We start from the raw sequence: 16,688 nt of genomic DNA on the forward strand, positions 1-16,688 counted from the left end.
CACCCTACGGACCGCCCGGCCACGAACCGGCCGGTCCCGGCCCGCACCGGCACCCCGGAACGGGCCGCCCCTACCGACACCTTGGAGATCCTGACATGACGTCACTTGCACCGGCCCCCACCCGCACGGCCCGCCCCCGCCGCTACCTGATGTGCCGCCCCACCCACTTCCGCGTCGACTACGCCATCAACCCCTGGATGGACCCGGCCAAGCCGGTGGACACCGAGCTGGCCGTCACCCAGTGGGAGCAACTGCGCGCTCTCTACCTGGAGTTGGGCCACACGGTGGACCTGATCGAGCCGCTCGCCGAGTACCCCGACATGGTGTACGCCGCCAACGGAGCCACCGTCGTGGACGGCAAGGTCCTCGGCGCCCGCTTCCGCAACGCCGAGCGCTCCGGCGAGGGCCCCGCCTACCTGGACTGGTTCCGCACCAACGGCTTCGCCGAGCTGCACGACCCCGCCCACGTCAACGAGGGCGAGGGCGACTTCCTGGTCACCGGGCGCTGGGTGCTGGCCGGCAAGGGCTTTCGCAGCGCGCCCGAATCCCACGCCGAGGCCCAGGAGTTCTGGGGCCGCCCGGTGGTGGGCCTGGACCTGGTCGACGAGCGCTACTACCACCTGGACACCGCGCTCGCCGTGCTGGACGACGACGAGGTGATGTACAACCCGGAGGCGTTCACACCCGGCAGCCGGGCCGTACTGGAGCTGCTCTTCCCCGGCGCGATCCAGGCGAGCGCGCGCGACGCCGCGGTGTTCGGTCTCAACGCGGTCAGCGACGGGCGTCATGTGATCCTGCCCGAGGCGGCCACCGGCCTGGCCGCACAGCTGCGCGAGCGCGGCTACGAGCCGATCGGCGTGAACCTGGCCGAACTGCTCAAGGGCGGCGGCAGCGTCAAGTGCTGCACCCTCGAACTGCGCCCGGCCGCCGCCTGAGCCCCACCCTCACTCTCCTTTCTCCCTCCCTCATCCCTGTGAAGGAATCGCCATGCGCGATGGCTTTGTGCCCTGGCCCCAATCGCTGGAGCGGGAATACCGCGCCCGGGGCTACTGGACCGACGAGACGCTGGGAACCTGGCCCGCGGGACCGGTCCCCGACCGCGCCGACCGCACCGCGCTGATCCACGCCCACGGCTCGATGACGTACGCACAGCTGGACCGCGACGCCGACCGGCTCGCCGCGGGCCTGCTGGAGCGCGGCCTGGCGCCGGGGGACCGCGTGGTGGTCCAGCTCCCCAACGTCCCCGAGTTCGTGGTGCTGTGCTACGCCCTGTTCCGCATCGGCGCCCTGCCCGTCCTCGCCCTGCCCGCCCACCGCGGCGCGGAGATCGGGCACCTCCTGGAGACCTCCGGCGCGGTCGCCTACGTCTGCCAGGACCAGTGGGCCGGCTTCGACTACCGCGAGCTGGCCGCCGAGATGCTCTCCGCCAGTGAGACGCTCCAGCACGTCCTGGTGGTCGGCGACCCCGGCCCGTACGTGAGCCTGGCGCAGGTGTACGCAAGCGAAGGGGCACCGGTGACGGCCCCCGGGCCCGGCTCCGGCGACGTCGCGCTCTTCCTGCTCTCCGGCGGCACCACCGGCAAGCCCAAGCTCATCCCGCGCACCCACGCCGACTACGCCTACCAACTGCGCCAGAGCGCACGGCTGTGCGGCGTCGGCCCGGACAGCACCTACCTGGTGGCGCTGCCCGCCGCGCACAACTTCGCGCTGGCCTGCCCCGGCGTGCTGGGCACCCTGCGCGCGGGCGGCACCGTCGCGCTCGCCGCCTCGCCCTCGCCCGAGGACTGCTTCCCGCTGCTGGACCGGATCGGCGGCCCCACCGTCACCTCCCTCGTCCCGCCGCTGGTCCCGCTGTGGCTGGAGATCGCCAGGACCACCTCCTACGACCTGTCCGGGCTCAAGCTGCTCCAGGTCGGCGGCTCCCGGCTCGACCCCACCACGGCCGCCCGGGTGGAGTCCGGCCTGGGCTGCACCCTCCAGCAGGTCTACGGCATGGCCGAGGGGCTGCTCAACTACACGCGCCTGGACGACCCGGCGGAGGCCGTGGTGCACACCCAGGGGCGCCCGCTCTCGCCCGGCGACGAGATCCGCGTCGTGGACGAGGACGGCCTGGACGTCGCCCCCGGCACCCCGGGCGAACTGCTGACCCGCGGCCCGTACACCCTGCGCGGCTACTACCGCGCACCCGAGCACAACCGCACCCGCTTCACCGCGGACGGCTTCTTCCGCACCGGCGACCTCGTACGCCTGGACCCCTCGGGCAACCTCGTGGTCGTCGGCCGGGTCAACGACGTCGTCAACCGCGGCGGGGAGAAGGTCCCGGCCGAGGAGGTCGAGGAACACCTGCTCGCCGACCCGCGCGTGAAGGCCGCGGCCGTCATCGGCCTGCCCGACCGGTACATGGGCGAGCAGACCTGCGCCTGCCTGGTGCCCCGGGACCCGGCCGATCCGCCCAGCCACGAAGAGGTGCACGCCGCGCTGCGCGATCGGGGCCTGGCCGCCTACAAGCTGCCCGACCGGGTCGAGATCTTCCCCGAGCTGCCGCTGACCGGCGTCGGCAAGGTCGACAAGCGGGCCCTGGCCGCCCGCGTCCTGGAACGCCTCGAAGTCCCCACGGCCTGAACGGCCCCCTCCCACAGGCCTGCACGGCCCTGTTCCCACGGCCTGAACGGCCTGAAAGGAAACTCCATGCCGACCCAGCTCCACGCCACGCAGTACCACACAGCACAGGCCCCTTCCCCCGGCGAGCACGTCGCCACCGCGGCCCGGCTCGCCGCTTCGGGCCGCTTCGACAGCCATGTCGTCTACGAGGGCCCCGACGGCCTGTCCATAGCCCTGGGGACCCACGCGGAGCTGCGCCTGGGCCCCCGTACCGCCCGCGTCACCGTCGGCGGCGAGGTCACCGAGACCGCCTGGCACGGCGACCCGCTCGAGCCGGTACGGGAGTTCCTGCGCTCCGTCCCCGTCGAGGACTGGCGCGTCTACGGCTGGTGCGCCTTCGAACTCGCCTACGCCATCTCCGGCGACCAGGCCGTCCAGGGCCCCGACGGCAGCGACGCGGTCCTGGCCCACCTGATCGTCCCGCACACCGAGGTCCGGCTGGGCCAGGGCAGTGCCGAGGTCCGCAGCCTGGACCCGGAGGTGCTGCGCACCGTCGTGCAGGACCTGGCCGAGGGCACGCCGGACGCCGAAGTCACCGCGCTGCGCGCCGAGGTGGACCTGGAGGTGGGCGCCGCCGAGTACGCCAAGGCCGTCTCGGCCGCCGTGGAGGACATCCGCGACGGACGGCTGCAGAAGGTGGTCCTCTCCCGCCTGGTCCCGGTCACCGAGGAGATCGACTTCCCCGCGACCTACATCGCCGGGCGCCGCGCCAACACCCCCGCCCGCTCCTTCCTGCTGGACCTGGACGGCCTCAAGGTCGTCGGCTTCAGCCCGGAGACCGTCGTCGAGGTCGCCCCCGACGGCCAGGTCGCCAGCCAGCCGCTGGCCGGCACCCGGCGCCGCACCGGCGACGAGGAGACGGACCGGCAGCTGCGCGAGGACCTGCTCTCGGACCCCAAGGAGCTGCACGAGCACGCCATTTCGGTCAAGGTCGCGGTGGACGAGCTGATCGGCCCCTGCAAGCCGGACACCGTGATCGTGCGCGAGTACATGGTCATCAAGGAGCGCGGCTCGGTGCAGCACCTGGCCTCCAAGGTGGAGGGGCGGCTGCCGCAGGGCGGCAGCCCCTGGGACGCGTTCGCCGCGGTCTTCCCCGCCGTCACCGCCTCCGGGGTGCCCAAGCACGCCGCCTACGAACTCATCCGCCGCGACGAGCCCGTGGTGCGCGGGCCGTACGCCGGGACCGTCATGGTCGTGGGCGCCGACGGCTCCATGGACGCCGCGCTGGTGCTGCGCAGCGCCTACTCCCAGGGCGGCAGGACCTGGCTGCGCGCCGGGGCCGGCGTCGTCGAGCACTCCCGCCCCGAGCGTGAACTGGAGGAGACCCGCGAGAAGTTGAGCAGCGTCTCGGTCCACCTGGTACCGCGGGGGGAGCGCAAGCCCGGCGGGGTACTGCCGGTGGAGTAAGGCACCGGACGCCCGGTGCGGGACGCGCGAGCGGCAGCCGGCCGGGGAGGGTGGAAGGCGGATTCCTCCCTCCCCGGCGGCGCCGTGTTCCTGGTGAACGGCCGCGGAACGAGGGGCAGTCGCGCACCCGAGGAGCTGACCCATGACCCGCACCCTGCCCACGCCGACCACCCCCGCACCGCCCGGCCGGGCCGACCCGCCCGACCTGCCCGGCCCACGCCTGCTGGAGCGCGCCCGCCCCTACACCCTGTCCCTCTTCCGCGCCGTCACCGGCCTGCTCTTCGCCTGCCACGGCGCCGCCTCGCTCTTCGGCGTGCTCGGCGGCGCACCGGGCACCGGCGGCGGGACCGTCGCGGCGGGCACCTGGCCCGGCTGGTACGCGGCCGTCATCCAACTTGTCGGCGGCTCCCTGGTCATGCTCGGCGCGGTCACCCGCACGTCCGCCCTGATCGGCTCCGGTTCGATGGCGTACGCGTACTTCGAGGCGCACCAGGGCCTCGCGCTGTGGCCGCTGGAGAACGGCGGCGAACTCTCGGCCCTGTTCTGCTGGGCCTTCCTGGCGCTGGCCGTCACCGGCCCGGGAACCGCCTCCGTGGACCGGCTGATCGCCCGGCGGCGGGCCCGTGGCCAGGCCATTCGCCCTTGACGCCACGGCGGGCGGCACGCAGGATGATCGACTCGTGCGGGGCGGGCGACCACCGGTCACCGGCTACCGCACCGTAATGCACCACAAGTTAAGGAACTTCATGCACCGACGCATTTCGGCACTTGTCGTGACCGCTGCCCTGGCCGGCGGCGCCCTGCTCACCGCCGTGCCCGCCCAGGCCGCCACGACCGCCACCCAGCAGGGCGTGGTCGCCCGCGGCGCCGTCAAGGTCAACATCGACGAGCTCGCGGCGCAGGCCCGCGCCCTGCGCAGCAAGGCCGCCAAGCTGGACCGCGCGGGCAACCACGCGGCCGCCAAGAAGGCCCGCGCCCAGGCCGCCGCGATCGACAAGCGCATCGCGCAGCTCCTCGACGCGGAGAAGCACGCCTGAGTCGCACACCGCGGTGACAGCGCCCGCCCCGATGGCTCGGGGCGGGCGCTGTTCCCGTACGCCTCCCCGCCGCTCGCCGACCGCAGCCGCCGAGCGGCCTTGCCGAAGTCTGCGCTTTTGCGCCCGGTCAACGGCTCGGGGAACTGTGCGACCAGCCCTCACCGGCCCGCGGTGCCAAGCCCAGGCTTCCAGCGCGGCGCCGGGCAGCCGCGTGGGACCCGCCGGGAGGACGGTCCGACGGCCGTGCGAAGCTGCCGGGATGACAGCACACTTGATCGCAGTAGTGGGCAGCAGCCCCGGAGTCGGCAAGTCCACGCTGTGCGCCGCGCTGGCCCGGTGGCTGAAGGAATCCGGGGCGGTGGTCGACCACTTCGAGGAGGCCGACATCCTCACCCGGCCCGCCTTCGCCCCGGTGGCGGCGGAGTTCGCCGACGGGACCGGCAGCGTACGCCCCGAAACCCTGGTCGCCGCCACCCGCGCCTACGTCGCGCAGTCCCGCGCGGACGGCATGGACGCCCTGGTCACCGACGCGCTGATCCCCTTCGTCCCCTCGCTGGTGGCCTGGGGCCACGACGAGCCGGCGATCGCCGCCGTCGTGGCGCACCTGGTGACCGCCGTCGCACCGACCCGCGTCACGGTGGTCTATCTGCGCGACGACCCCGAGGCCGCGCTGCGCCGGGCCCTTGAGCGGGAGGGCCCGCAGTGGGCCGACTGGTTCGTCGGCAAGCTCGGTGCGACGCCCGGCGGACGCCGGGTCACCGACCTGGCCACGGCCGCCGCCCATCTGCGCGCCGAGTCCGACCTGACCCGGCGCCTGCTGGCGGCCACGCCGTGGGACGTGGTGGCCGTGGACGTCGGCGGCCAAGACGCCGAGCAGGTACGCCAGGAGACCCTGCGGCGCCTGGAACCCCTCCTGGCCGCCGGCCCCGACGACGGCGCTGGCACACTGCACGGATGATCCTGCGCACCGCGACCGCCGACGACCTGCCCGCCTTCCTCGAACTCGCGGGGGAGGTGGAGCACTGGTTCGGCCCGATGGTGGCCGAGCCGGGCTTCCACGCCGCGGTCCGCGAGCACGCCGCAAGCGGCCTGGCCCTGCTCGCCGAAGCGTCGTCGGGCGACGGGGGCCCGGCGGTGCTCGGCGGGCTGCTGTTCGGGTCCGAGCCGCCCGCGTACCACGTCCACTGGCTGGTGGTCTCGCGCCGGGCCCGCGGCGGGGGAGTGGGGCGGGCGCTGATGGCCGAGGCCCTGCGCCGGTACGTCACCGAGCCCGGCACCGTGGAGGTGGTCACCTTCGGCGCCGACCACCCCGGGGCCGTGACCAGCGGCGCCCGCGTCTTCTACGAGCGGCTCGGCTTCGTACCGGCCGAGGCCACCGACCCCGGGCCGGAGGGCGGCTCCCGGCAGATCTACCGGCTCGCCGCCGCCCGGCCCTGAGGGCTCTCGCGCCCCATCAGGGGCGCGGGGCTGCATGGCTGTGCGGCTTTCAGCCGCGCCGTGCCCGCAGCTCACACACCGCACCCTCAGTGGAGCGTCACGGCCGCGGCCCGAGCACCCGCTCGCCCTCGCGGACCGTGATGGCCATCGCCGGGCACGAGTCGGCCGCGTCCAGCGCCCGTTCGTCGGCCGGGATGTCGGGCCGCAGCGGGCGCGCGTGCTCGCCGTCCAGGGCGAACAGGTCCGGCGCGATCCCGGCGCAGATCCCCGAGGCCATGCACTGGTGGCCGTCCACCTCCGCGGTCCAGGTCACGGCGTCACCACCCCACCGGCAGCACACGCGGCCCGCGCACCAGCATCTGGTCCTTCCACACCACGTCCCCGGCCACATGGAGCCCGGGGAAGCGGGTGACCAACGCGCTGATGGCCTCCTGGAGTTCGAGCCGGGCCAGCGGCGCGCCCAGACAGTGGTGCACGCCGTGCCCGAAGCCCAGGTGCTGGTTGCCGCTGCGGGCGATGTCCAGCTTGCCCGGCTCGCCGAAGCGCAGCGCGTCCCGGTTGGCCGCGCCGATGGCGACCAGGACGGGCTCCCCGGAGCGTACGAGGGTGCCGCCGACCTCGATGTCCTCGGTGGCATACCGGGCGAACCCGGCGCCGCTGCCCAGCGGTACGAAGCGCAGCAGCTCCTCGACGGCGCCCCGTACCAGCTCCGGGTCCGCGCGCAGCCGCTCCAGCTCGCCGGGGTGATCCAGCAGCGCGAGCACGAAGTTGGGGATCTGGGTCGCGGTGGTCTCGTGCCCGGCGACCAGGATGCCCACGCACAGGTCCACCAGCTCCAGCTCGGACAGCCGGTCGCCGACGTCACGGGCCTCGATGAGCCCCGTCATCAGGTCGTCGCGCGGCGCACGCCGGTGATCGGCGATCAACTCGGCCATGTACGCCCGCAGTTCCTCCCGGTTGGCGTCGAACTCCTGTGCCGTCAGGGAGCTGGTGGACAGTGCCGCATCGCTCCACTCGCGGAACTTGGGCCGGTCCTGCTCAGGAACGCCCAGCATGCGGCAGATCACCGCGACCGGGATGGGCAGGGCGTAGCGGTCCACGAGGTCGGCGGGCGGGCCCGCCGCCTCCAGTTCGTCCAGCAGATCGTGCGTCAACTGGCGCACCTGCGGCCGTAATTGCTCCACCCGGTGGACGGTGAAGGCCTTGGCGACCAGGGTGCGCAGCCGGGTGTGGTCGGGCGGGTCCATCGACAGGATGCCGCTGTCCTGCATGCCCTCCGACTGGCGCGGCTGGTCGTGACGGGCGCTCTCCGCGCGGCTGAAGCGCTGGTCGCCGAGGACGAACCGGGCCTCGGCGTAGCGGGTGACGAGCCAGGCCGGTTCGCCGTAGGCGAGCTGCACCCGCAGCAGCCCGGGGTGGTCGCGGGCCTGTTCGTAGGCCTGGGAAAGCTCCAGTCCTTGGGCCGAGTTGAAGGGGTAGGCAATGGGGCTGGGATCGGCGATGGTCACCGGGGCCTCCCTTGTGTAAGCGTCTGCTTACAAGACGGTAGATCGGCCCGCGGGTAAGGTCAACGGTGCGTACGGCCGCTATCCTGACGGGCCCTCGAAAGCGGGAGGTCACAGCGATGGTCAGGGGCGTGAAGATGGACGGGACCACTGCCGTCACGCGCAGGCGGGGCGCGCAGGACACCCGGCGGCTTCTGCTGGCGGCGGCGTCCGCACTGTTCGCCGAGCGGGGCTACGAGCGGGCCACGGTACGCGACATCGCGGAGCGGGCCGGGGTCAACCAGGCGCTCCTCTTCCGCTATTTCGGCTCCAAACAGGCGCTGTTCGCCGAGGTGATGACGCACGGCGGCCACGAGCAGCTGCGCACCACGGCCCCCGAGCAGCTCTTCGAGGTCGCCCTGCGCGGCATCCTCGCCCCCAAGGGCGGGTCCGCCGGGCCGGGCCCCGACGAGGCGGACCGGCCGCTGGCCACCTTCCTGCGCTCCATCGGCAGCGACGACACCTCGGCGGTGGTCCACAACCTGAACGAGGAGTACGCCAAGGTCCTGGCCACCCTCAGCGCCGCCGACGACAGCGGCCTGCGCGCCGACCTCGCCCTGTCCTGGCTGCTGGGCATCGGCCTGATGCGCGTCGTGGTCGCCAAGGAGCCGCTGGCCAGCGCCGACCCGGACACGGTGTGCAAGCTGGTCCTGGACACCCTCGGCACGCTCCTGGAGGACCTGCCGGCACCGGACGCGTAAGGGCCCGCCGGGACAGGAGCGACAGACTCCCCCGGCGGGCCGCCCCACGCCTACTGCTTGCGGTAGTCGTACGCCTCACCGGCCGCCGCCACCACGGCGTCCAGATCCGCCCCCGCCGACGCGGTGACCACGGCCGCGACCGCGCCCTCCACGAACGGCGCGTCCACCAGCCGCGCACCCTCGGGCAGTTCGTCGCCCTCGGCCAGCAGCGCCTTCACGGTCAGCACGGCACTGCCCAGGTCCACCAGGATCGCCACCCCCGCACCCCGGTCGACCTTGTGCGCCGCCTCGGTGATCAGCTCCGAGCTGGTCCCCAGACCGCCGTCGGGAGTGCCGCCCGCCGCCGCGACCGGGGCCGTGGCGCCCCCGCCCGCCAGCCCGGCCGCCAACTGCGCCACGGACTCGGCCACCGGCCCGCTGTGCGACACCAGCACGATGCCCACCGGCCCCTTCGCGCCACCTGCCGCGCTCATCGGGCCACCTCCGCCAGCGCGGCGACCAGCAGCGCCGACGAGGTCGCACCCGGGTCCTGGTGCCCGATGCTGCGCTCACCCAGGTAACTCGCCCTGCCCTTGCGGGCCTGGAGCGGTACGGTCGCCAGCGCCCCCTGCTCGGCGGCCTCGGCCGCCGCCTCGAAGGAGGTGCCCAGCGCGCTCACCGCCGGGTCCAGCGCGTCCAGCATCGTCTTGTCGCCGACCGCGGACCCGCCGAGCTGGGCCACCGCCTCCACACCGGTACGCAGTGCCGCGGCCAGCTCCGCGCGGGAGACCTCGGCACCGTCGCCCAGCGACTTGCCCGTACGCCGCAGCAGGGTCCCGTACAGCGGGCCCGACGCGCCGCCCACCGTGGAGATCAACTGCCGCCCCGCGGCGATCAGTACGGCGCCTGGCGTCGGCGGCACCTCCTCCTGCAGACTCTTGACCACGGCGGCGAAGCCACGCTGGAGATTGCTGCCGTGGTCGGCGTCGCCGATGGCGGAGTCCAGCTCGGTCAGCCGCGCCGCCTCGCGGTCCACGGACGCGGCGGCCGCCGCCATCCACCGCAGGAAGAACGCGGCATCCAGTGCCGTTTCGGACACGGTCACTCCTCGAAGTTCTCGACGTACTCGGATCTTGGGGAAATCGGGGTCACAAGGGCCATTGGAGCGCGGGGGAGCCGGGCGCGGCTCAGCACCCCCACCGCAGGCCCGCGGTCCGCACCGGCGCGTCCCACAGCCGCAGCAGTTCCTCGTCCACCTGGCACAGCGTCACCGAGGCGCCCGCCATGTCCAGCGAGGTGACGTAGTTGCCGACGAGCGTACGGGCCACCACCACACCCCGCGCGGCCAGCACCCGGTGCACCTCGGCGTTGAACCCGTACAGCTCCAGCAGCGGGGTCGCGCCCATCCCGTTGACCAGCAGCAGCACCGGGCCGCGCGGCGCCAGATCGTCCAGCACCGCGTCCACCGCGGCCTCGGCGATCTCGCCGGAGGTCATCATCGGACGCCGCTCCCGGCCCGGCTCGCCGTGGATACCCACCCCCAACTCCAGCTCGCCCGCGGGCAGGTCGAAGGTCGGGCTGCCCTTGGCGGGCGTCGAACAGGCGCTGAGCGCCACCCCGAAGCTGCGCGAGGCCGCCACCACCTGGCGGGCCAGTGCCTCCACCCGCTCCAGCGGCTGCCCCTCCTCGGCCGCCGCACCCGCGATCTTCTCCACGAACAGCGTGGCGCCGGTGCCGCGCCGGCCCGCCGTGAAGGTCGAGTCGGACACCGCCACATCGTCGTCCACCAGGACACTGGCGACCTGGACGCCCTCGTCCTCGGCCAGTTCGGCGGCCATCTGGAAGTTCAGCACATCGCCCGTGTAGTTCTTCACGACGAACAGCACACCCCGCCCGCTGTCCACCGCGGCCGCCGCCCGCACCATCTGATCGGGCACCGGCGAGGTGAACACCTCACCCGGACAGGCGGCATCCAGCATCCCGGGCCCCACGAACCCCCCGTGCAGCGGCTCGTGCCCACTGCCCCCACCGGAGATCAGCGCCACCTTGTCGGCCACCGGCGCATCCCGCCGCACAATCACCCGCCGCTCGACATCCACCACCAACTCCGGATGCGCGGCCGCCATCCCCCGCAGCGCATCCCCCACCACGGTCTCCGGCACATTGATCAACATCTTCACGCGGGACTCCTCGAACATCGAAGGGAGAGCTCTGCGCCCTACGTTTTCACAGCTCAGCCGCGCGGTGTCAGACGGTCGCCACTGACGGCCCCCGCGACCCTCAGCCCCCTCCGCACGGGCGAAGCGCACTGGCGTCCGGGCCGACGGCCTGACAGAGCGAAAAGTCGCCCTGCAGACGGAAGATCCGCCCGTATCGCACCCTGCTCTCCGGGCCGCCGCCGGTGACCTGGAAGGGCTGCCCGTGGCTGTCGATGACGGTGTGCTTCCTGCGGTCGCCGACCAGGTAGGTCACCTGGAGCCGGAAGGCCGCGTAGAAGCGCTGCGACGTGGCCCGGAAGACCACGACCTGCTGCTTGCGGTGGCCCACGTCAATGGTGTGCTGGGCGAAGAACGGTGGCCCGGGCCGGAACGTGCCGGTGTTCTCCTCGTACACCGCCTCGTGCGCGACGGGATAGGGCCGGTCCAGGTCGAACAGCAGCGTGAAGGCATCCGACCCGGCCTGGGCCGGGGCGTCGAAGAGCGTTCCGGTGAGCGGAGCGGTGCGGCGTACGAACTCCGGGCGGATCTCCAGGATCGTCACCCGCTCGTCGCGACGGCCGGTGAGTGTCAGGCGCACGGTCTGGGCCCGCAGATTGACCGCGCCCGCCGACTGCAGGAGACCGGTGAACTCAGGAGCGGCCACGGAGCCCGGCCGCGCCAGGAAGCGGGCCTGTCCGGCGCTGGGCCGGAAGTCGCCGCGGGTGACGGCGCTGCGCCCCTCGTCGTCCAGATGAATCCGCTCGACGGACACCGAGAAGTCCGGGCCGGTGCGCGGTCGCTCACCGGAGCCGGAGGAGCCGGAAGAGGCGGAGGAGGCGGCGGACCAGGAGATCAGCGCCGCGATCCGGTCCGGCAGGCCCGCGATCTGCTCCTGTACGAGCGTGGCCGCGCCCACGAGCACGACCGGTACGAGCCACGCCAGAAACCTGCGGCTGCGCGCGGGCGCCCCGGCCCGCGCCCCAGGCGGCACCCTGCGAGCGGCCGACGGCCTGGGCCGCCGCGGTGGCCTGAGCCTGGGACGCCTCGCCGCGGGCACCGCGCTCCTCCCGGCCGCAACAACGGATCAGTGGCACGCCAGAGCATGCCAGGCGCCGCGCTGCCCGTTCCGGTTTTCCGAAGACCTCACCCGAGCCAGGGACGCCGAAGGAGCAGCGCCCACCCCTTCCACATTTCTGAAACGCGTTCTACTGTGCCCTCCGGTCCACTTTCCGACGGACCGTCAGACGCCGTGCCGGGACGGGCAGAAGCAGACCAGGAGGGGCCGTGCACCTCGAATACACCCCCGAACAGCAGCGGCTGCGCGCCGAGTTGCGCGCCTACTTCGCCGAACTGGCGCCGCAGGAGACCGCATCACCGGACGCCGACCCCGCCGCCCGCAAACGCCACTACCGCCGCACCATCCGCCGACTGGGCGCGGACGGCTGGCTGGGCGTGGGCTGGCCCAAGGAGTACGGCGGGCGCGGCATGTCGGCCATGGAACAGTTCATCTTCTTCGACGAGGCCGCACAGGCCGGCGTACCGCTCCCGCTGATGGCGCTGAACACCGTCGGACCGACCATCATGAGCTTCGGCACGGACGAGCAGAAGGCGTACTTCCTGCCCCGCATCCTGACCGGGGAGATCGACTTCGCCATCGGCTACAGCGAGCCGGACGCCGGCACCGACCTCGCCTCCCTCAAGACCCGCGCCGTACGCGAGGGCGACGAGACCACCGGCACCTACACCGTCAACGGCCAGAAGATCTGGACGACCAACGGCGACACCGCCGACTGGGTGTGGCTGGCCGTGCGCACCACCCCCGTGGAGAGCGGCGTCCCCCCGCACAAGGGCATCACCATGCTCCTGGTCCCCACCAGCGACCCCGGCTACTCCTGCACCCTCATCAACACCCTCGCCTCCCACGACACCACCGCCAGCTACTACGAGAACATCCGCGTCCCCGCCTCCCGCCGCGTCGGCGAGGAGAACAAGGGCTGGCGCATCATCACCAACCAGCTCAACCACGAACGCGTCACCCTCGCCGCCCACGGCACCATGGCCATCCGCGCCCTGCACGACGTCCAGCGCTGGGCCGCCACCACCAAACTCGCCGACGGACGCCGCGTCATCGACCTGGGCTGGGTCCGCGGACGCCTGGCCCGCACCCACACCAAGCTCGAAGCGATGCGCCTGATGAACTGGCGCATGGTGGACGCCCTCGAACACGGCACCCTCACCCCGCAGGACGCCTCCGCCGTCAAGGTCTACGGCTCCGAGGCCCGCCGCGAGGCCTACGCCTGGCTGATGGAGATCGTCGGCTCCGCGGGCCCGATGAAGGAAGGCTCAGCCGCCACCGTCCTCCACGGCGAACTCGAACGCGGCTACCGCTCCGCCGTCATCTTCACCTTCGGCGGCGGCAACAACGAAATCCAACGCGAAATCATCTCCTGGATCGGCCTGGGAATGCCCCGGGTACGGCGCTAGGGAGCTGGTGACGAAGATTTGGCATTGGCGCAAAAGGGGGATAGCCGGCACCAAAGTCCCCATCTCACATCAGCGGTGATGCGAACTCTTCGTCCTGTCGCATTCGAGCTGGCAGATTTTCACTCGCTCTCATCCGAACCGGCGGCTTCTCAGAGCATCGCCCCGGTGTGTCGCGCCGGGGCGCGAGCAGCCTTATGTCTGCCGGATGCGTTGCGACGCGACGACGTCCGTTTCTGGCCGGGTGTCCTCCGTGTCGATCGCGATGGGGGCGCTGCCAGGGTCCGGCAGAGGGGTGGGTGGCCCCGTGGTGGGCGCGGCTGACGCCGGGCAGGGGCGGGTGTTTTCTGCGGCCTGTGCCATCCACTGCAGGATGCGGCTCGGTGTCCGGGACATGGTGTCCTATCCGGTCAGGAAATCCAGGAGGTGAGGGTGAAGCGGTAGTCAGCGAACCGGCCGGATGGGCAGTGTGAGACCAGGACTTCGTGGAAGGCGCTGGCTGGGAAGAAGAGGATCGTGTCGTGGTCGGGCTCGATGGTCCGGAAGGTATCGGCGCGTTCGGCCCGGCCGTCGCGCACCGTGGTGTCGTACAGGCGAAGTTGCCCGCCGTCGAAGCCGCGGGGGCGACGGTGAAGGTAGTACACGGCTGGGACTGCCGTCGCCGGATCGGGCGCTTTGGCCGCGTCGGTATGGACCGTGAAGTGCCCCTCGGGCCCATGGGCCGTAAGGACGAGGGCACTGCCTTCCGACGCAGCATCTGTCGTCGGCGAACGCGACTTCCGTGCAAGCCATGTCGTTGAAGAACACGGGCTCTCGACAGTCTCAGACGTCAACCAGACGTGCCGGGACCGCAGAATGGTTCGAGGCCCCGTGGCCAGCAGGGACGCTTCTGCCACAGGTGGCAGTCCGAAGGTGCCGGCACATTCTTCGTCCCCTGGCGGTACACGCCTTCCACCGTTGCTGACCTGCCAAGACGACGGTGGCTACTGCGATCGGCAGCCTGTTGGCCCGTGAATAGTCCGGATCGTGACTGTCGGGCGTCGGTGATCAGGGCGGCACCGTGCTGCTGGAGCACATGAAGAGCGGGACCGATGAGTTCAACCTCGCAGGGCTCTACCTGTGGCGTGACGGCAGCGCGCGCACGCTGCGCCTGCCCGCCGAGACGGTCGTGGGAAGGACGCCCGTCCGGGCAACTGGCGTGTGTGACTGCGGTGTTCAGGACCGGAATGTTGGATTCCTTATATCCGGCATCTGTAAAGAATGGTCAATTTTTGACGTTGGTGATCTGGCGTAGGCAAGATCACTACGTTGTAAGATGGGGACCTCCTGGCTTATTTCGATACACCTGGACCACCGGTGGGACATCAGTTTTGAGACGCCCGTAGTACCGGCAGTCTCGACGACACCTGCAGGCCGAGGGGGAAGGCACTGCTGAAAGCCTCCCCTTGCGTCGGCGCGCAAGAACAGTCGCCGGCGAGATGCCGCGCTGCGCGCATCAACGGGGATGGGGAGATTGATGCAGATCAACGTGCTGGGTACGTTAGCCGTCGAGCATGGAGGGGCGACGTACCGGATCCGGGCGAAGAAGCTCCGGACGTTATTCGCCGTCCTGGCTCTGAATGCCGGACGCACGGTTTCCTGGGACACCCTGGTGAACGAGCTATGGCCCGACAAGAACCTGTTGAACTCCCGAAACGCCCTGCATGCCAATGCCGCAAGACTGCGGAAGCTCATGGAGAGTTGGGACACGTCCGGGCTTCCCCGCGAGCTGGTGTCCACGACCGGCGAGAGCTACACACTCGAACTCCCCGAGGACTGCACGGACGCCATGCGGTTCCTGCGCCTGGCCGCCCGGGGTTCGGAGTTGCTGCGTGATCAGCCGGCCCGCGCCGGTGAGGTGCTGAACGAGGCCCTGCGCCTGTGGAGGGGCCCCGCGCTGCTCGACGTGGGGGAGGGCGCGCTGTGCCGGTCGGCCGCGGCTCAGCTGGAGGAGCGGCTGCTCACGCTCCGCGAGGACATCGTCGTGGTGAAGCTGAACACGGGCGGTGAGCGGGAGGCCATCTCCGAGTTGCAGGAGCTGGTGGTGTCCCATCCCGGGCGTGAGCGCTTCAGTGAGCAGCTCATGGTCGCCCTCTACCGTTGCGGTCGGCAGAGCGAGGCCCTGGACGTCTACCGGCGCACCCGCTCCTGGCTCGCCGACGAACTCGGCCTGGACGTGGGGCGTTCGCTGCGCGATCTGTACCAGGCCGTCATCTCGCAGGACCCGGTGCTGGACGCCCGATTCGTCTGACCGTGCCACCGACCGGCTCGACTGACGTGGTATTCACATCGTCGGTGCCGACCGTGCTCAACGGGCGAAGTGACAGCCGCCCGTTGAGCACGGTCGCTCAGGCGGCCCTGCGGTAGGCACGCAGACTCAGCGGTACACACACGGCCAGCAGTACGACGAGCGTCCCGGCCGTGACCAGCGCCGGGTGCTCCGCGGGAAAGCCGTCGCCGGCCACCACGGGGTTGCCCCACAGCGAACGGCAGGCCGTCACCACCGAACTGACCGGATTCCACTCGGCCAGCGGGCGGATCCACGACGGCAGCCCCTGCACCGAGAAGAACGCGTTCGACAGGAACGAGAACGCGACGAGCACCACGGCCCCCACCGAGTCGATCGTCTCCGGGGAGCGCAGCCAGAGCCCGATCAGCACGCCCACCCACAGCATCGCGTAGATGAACGCCAGCACCAGGGCGAGCCCGGCGACCACCGACAGCGGCCCGGTGTGCGGCCGCCACCCGATGGCGTAGCCCACCAGCATCACGATCCCCAGCCCGATGGCCGAGACCATCAGGTCCGAGAGGGTCTGCCCGGCGAGCACGGCCGTACGCGAGACGGGCAGCGACCGGAACCGGTCCACCAGCCCGCCGCGCAGGTCCATGGCCACCCCGATGGCCGTCGGCCCGATACTGGCCAGCCCCACCTGTACGGCGACGCCCGCCATCAGGTACTCCTGATAGGCGCCGCTGCCGGGGACCGCGATCGAGCCGCGGAAGAGATAGCCCACCGCGATCAGCAGAACCAGCGGGTTCAACGTGATGCCGAGGAACTTGCCCGGGGCCCGCCGCAGATGCAGCAGATGCCGTCCGGCCAGGGCGGCCGTATCGGCCAGGCCGGTGGCCAGGCCGCTCAGCGGGCCGGTACCCGGCCTTCCGGGACGCGGCGGTTGCGTACTCAAGGGGCGTGGTCCTGCGCGC

Annotated in this window: 19 protein-coding genes and 1 pseudogene; 12 read left to right on the forward strand and 8 right to left on the reverse strand. The window is 71.9% G+C overall.

Features of this window, described 5'->3' with window-relative positions; genetic code table 11:
• The first annotated feature begins 95 nt into the window (after window positions 1-95).
• From ddaH to AC4IJH_RS13615, 7 genes are all read left to right on the forward strand, one after another.
• A complete protein-coding gene (gene ddaH, locus AC4IJH_RS13585; RefSeq protein WP_490851906.1) occupies window positions 96-935 on the forward strand; it encodes a dimethylargininase in 840 nt (279 codons plus the stop codon).
• A gap of 52 nt (window positions 936-987) precedes the next feature.
• Complete coding sequence (locus AC4IJH_RS13590) at window positions 988-2,622, forward strand: (2,3-dihydroxybenzoyl)adenylate synthase (RefSeq protein WP_490851907.1); 1,635 nt, start codon at window positions 988-990, stop codon at window positions 2,620-2,622.
• 66 nt (window positions 2,623-2,688) lie between these two features.
• Window positions 2,689-4,068 (forward strand): salicylate synthase, encoded by a 1,380-nt coding sequence (locus tag AC4IJH_RS13595; protein WP_490851908.1) that lies wholly within the window; start codon window positions 2,689-2,691, stop codon window positions 4,066-4,068.
• A gap of 142 nt (window positions 4,069-4,210) precedes the next feature.
• Window positions 4,211-4,714: a DoxX family protein gene (locus tag AC4IJH_RS13600; RefSeq protein WP_490851909.1), complete on the forward strand. Its 504-nt coding sequence runs from the start codon at window positions 4,211-4,213 to the stop codon at window positions 4,712-4,714.
• Between the two features lie 100 nt (window positions 4,715-4,814).
• Window positions 4,815-5,105 carry a hypothetical protein gene (locus AC4IJH_RS13605; protein WP_490851910.1) on the forward strand — a complete coding sequence of 97 codons (291 nt, stop codon included), beginning with the start codon at window positions 4,815-4,817 and terminating at the stop codon, window positions 5,103-5,105.
• Between the two features lie 259 nt (window positions 5,106-5,364).
• The gene (locus AC4IJH_RS13610; RefSeq protein ID WP_490851911.1) at window positions 5,365-6,063 is read left to right on the forward strand and encodes a hypothetical protein; all 699 of its coding nucleotides are present in this window, start codon (window positions 5,365-5,367) and stop codon (window positions 6,061-6,063) included.
• On the forward strand, window positions 6,060-6,542 hold the full coding sequence (locus AC4IJH_RS13615; RefSeq protein WP_490851912.1) for a GNAT family N-acetyltransferase: 483 nt from the start codon (window positions 6,060-6,062) through the stop codon (window positions 6,540-6,542). Before AC4IJH_RS13610 ends, AC4IJH_RS13615 begins: the two co-directional genes overlap by 4 nt.
• 97 nt (window positions 6,543-6,639) lie before the next feature.
• On the opposite strand, the gene AC4IJH_RS13620 is transcribed toward AC4IJH_RS13615, so the two are convergent.
• Together AC4IJH_RS13620 and AC4IJH_RS13625 are read right to left on the reverse strand one after the other, a co-directional pair.
• Window positions 6,640-6,855, reverse strand: coding sequence for a ferredoxin (locus AC4IJH_RS13620; protein ID WP_490851913.1), 216 nt, complete (start codon window positions 6,853-6,855; stop codon window positions 6,640-6,642).
• Window positions 6,856-6,859: 4 nt separating this feature from the next.
• Window positions 6,860-8,050, reverse strand: a complete 1,191-nt coding sequence (locus AC4IJH_RS13625; RefSeq protein WP_490851914.1) for a cytochrome P450 — start codon at window positions 8,048-8,050, stop codon at window positions 6,860-6,862.
• 134 nt (window positions 8,051-8,184) lie between these two features.
• Between AC4IJH_RS13625 and AC4IJH_RS13630 the strand changes: the two genes are divergently transcribed.
• On the forward strand, window positions 8,185-8,787 hold the full coding sequence (locus AC4IJH_RS13630; RefSeq protein WP_490851915.1) for a TetR/AcrR family transcriptional regulator: 603 nt from the start codon (window positions 8,185-8,187) through the stop codon (window positions 8,785-8,787).
• A 50-nt stretch (window positions 8,788-8,837) separates the two neighbouring features.
• Here the strand turns inward: AC4IJH_RS13630 and AC4IJH_RS13635 are convergent, their stop codons facing one another.
• From AC4IJH_RS13635 to AC4IJH_RS13650, 4 genes are all read right to left on the reverse strand, one after another.
• Entirely contained in the window at window positions 8,838-9,260 is a 423-nt protein-coding gene (locus AC4IJH_RS13635; RefSeq protein ID WP_490851916.1) for a PTS-dependent dihydroxyacetone kinase phosphotransferase subunit DhaM, read from the reverse strand.
• Entirely contained in the window at window positions 9,257-9,823 is a 567-nt protein-coding gene (gene dhaL / locus AC4IJH_RS13640; RefSeq protein WP_490851931.1) for a dihydroxyacetone kinase subunit DhaL, read from the reverse strand. The genes AC4IJH_RS13635 and dhaL overlap by 4 nt, the downstream gene beginning before the upstream one ends.
• Before the next feature lie 130 nt (window positions 9,824-9,953).
• Window positions 9,954-10,946: a dihydroxyacetone kinase subunit DhaK gene (gene dhaK / locus AC4IJH_RS13645; protein WP_490851917.1), complete on the reverse strand. Its 993-nt coding sequence runs from the start codon at window positions 10,944-10,946 to the stop codon at window positions 9,954-9,956.
• 100 nt (window positions 10,947-11,046) lie between these two features.
• The gene (locus tag AC4IJH_RS13650) at window positions 11,047-11,955 is read right to left on the reverse strand and encodes a hypothetical protein (protein ID WP_490851918.1); all 909 of its coding nucleotides are present in this window, start codon (window positions 11,953-11,955) and stop codon (window positions 11,047-11,049) included.
• A 293-nt stretch (window positions 11,956-12,248) separates the two neighbouring features.
• Here AC4IJH_RS13650 and AC4IJH_RS13655 point away from each other — a divergent pair, with 293 nt between their 5' ends.
• Window positions 12,249-13,448 (forward strand): acyl-CoA dehydrogenase family protein, encoded by a 1,200-nt coding sequence (locus AC4IJH_RS13655; RefSeq protein WP_490851919.1) that lies wholly within the window; start codon window positions 12,249-12,251, stop codon window positions 13,446-13,448.
• 407 nt (window positions 13,449-13,855) lie between these two features.
• Here the strand turns inward: AC4IJH_RS13655 and AC4IJH_RS13660 are convergent, their stop codons facing one another.
• On the reverse strand, window positions 13,856-14,341 hold the full coding sequence (locus AC4IJH_RS13660) for a 2OG-Fe(II) oxygenase (RefSeq protein WP_490851920.1): 486 nt from the start codon (window positions 14,339-14,341) through the stop codon (window positions 13,856-13,858).
• Window positions 14,342-14,505: 164 nt separating this feature from the next.
• On the opposite strand from AC4IJH_RS13660, the gene AC4IJH_RS13665 reads away from it, so the two are divergent.
• The 3 genes and pseudogenes from AC4IJH_RS13665 (at window position 14,506) to AC4IJH_RS13675 (ending at window position 15,735) form a co-directional block, all read left to right on the forward strand.
• Complete coding sequence (locus AC4IJH_RS13665) at window positions 14,506-14,739, forward strand: hypothetical protein (RefSeq protein WP_490851921.1); 234 nt, start codon at window positions 14,506-14,508, stop codon at window positions 14,737-14,739.
• 222 nt (window positions 14,740-14,961) lie between these two features.
• Window positions 14,962-15,177: pseudogene (locus AC4IJH_RS13670) on the forward strand (AfsR/SARP family transcriptional regulator); the annotation flags it as partial.
• Entirely contained in the window at window positions 15,178-15,735 is a 558-nt protein-coding gene (locus AC4IJH_RS13675) for an AfsR/SARP family transcriptional regulator (RefSeq protein WP_490851932.1), read from the forward strand.
• Between the two features lie 97 nt (window positions 15,736-15,832).
• Here the strand turns inward: AC4IJH_RS13675 and AC4IJH_RS13680 are convergent, their stop codons facing one another.
• Window positions 15,833-16,669 (reverse strand): ABC transporter permease, encoded by an 837-nt coding sequence (locus AC4IJH_RS13680; RefSeq protein WP_490851922.1) that lies wholly within the window; start codon window positions 16,667-16,669, stop codon window positions 15,833-15,835.
• Window positions 16,670-16,688: the final 19 nt, after the last annotated feature.

The organism is Streptomyces sp. UF-297 (assembly GCF_058245575.1).

What these genes read in the sequence shown, in the direction of transcription:
- ddaH (WP_490851906.1), top strand. Translation starts at nt 96, where the DNA reads ATGACGTCACTTGCACCGGCCCCCACCCGCACGGCCCGCCCCCGCCGC.
- AC4IJH_RS13590 (WP_490851907.1), top strand. Translation starts at nt 988, where the DNA reads ATGCGCGATGGCTTTGTGCCCTGGCCCCAATCGCTGGAGCGGGAATAC.
- AC4IJH_RS13595 (WP_490851908.1), top strand. Translation starts at nt 2,689, where the DNA reads ATGCCGACCCAGCTCCACGCCACGCAGTACCACACAGCACAGGCCCCT.
- AC4IJH_RS13600 (WP_490851909.1), top strand. Translation starts at nt 4,211, where the DNA reads ATGACCCGCACCCTGCCCACGCCGACCACCCCCGCACCGCCCGGCCGG.
- AC4IJH_RS13605 (WP_490851910.1), top strand. Translation starts at nt 4,815, where the DNA reads ATGCACCGACGCATTTCGGCACTTGTCGTGACCGCTGCCCTGGCCGGC.
- AC4IJH_RS13610 (WP_490851911.1), top strand. Translation starts at nt 5,365, where the DNA reads ATGACAGCACACTTGATCGCAGTAGTGGGCAGCAGCCCCGGAGTCGGC.
- AC4IJH_RS13615 (WP_490851912.1), top strand. Translation starts at nt 6,060, where the DNA reads ATGATCCTGCGCACCGCGACCGCCGACGACCTGCCCGCCTTCCTCGAA.
- AC4IJH_RS13630 (WP_490851915.1), top strand. Translation starts at nt 8,185, where the DNA reads ATGGACGGGACCACTGCCGTCACGCGCAGGCGGGGCGCGCAGGACACC.
- AC4IJH_RS13635 (WP_490851916.1), bottom strand. Translation starts at nt 9,260, where the DNA reads ATGAGCGCGGCAGGTGGCGCGAAGGGGCCGGTGGGCATCGTGCTGGTG.
- dhaL (WP_490851931.1), bottom strand. Translation starts at nt 9,823, where the DNA reads ATGGCGGCGGCCGCCGCGTCCGTGGACCGCGAGGCGGCGCGGCTGACC.
- AC4IJH_RS13675 (WP_490851932.1), top strand. Translation starts at nt 15,178, where the DNA reads ATGGAGAGTTGGGACACGTCCGGGCTTCCCCGCGAGCTGGTGTCCACG.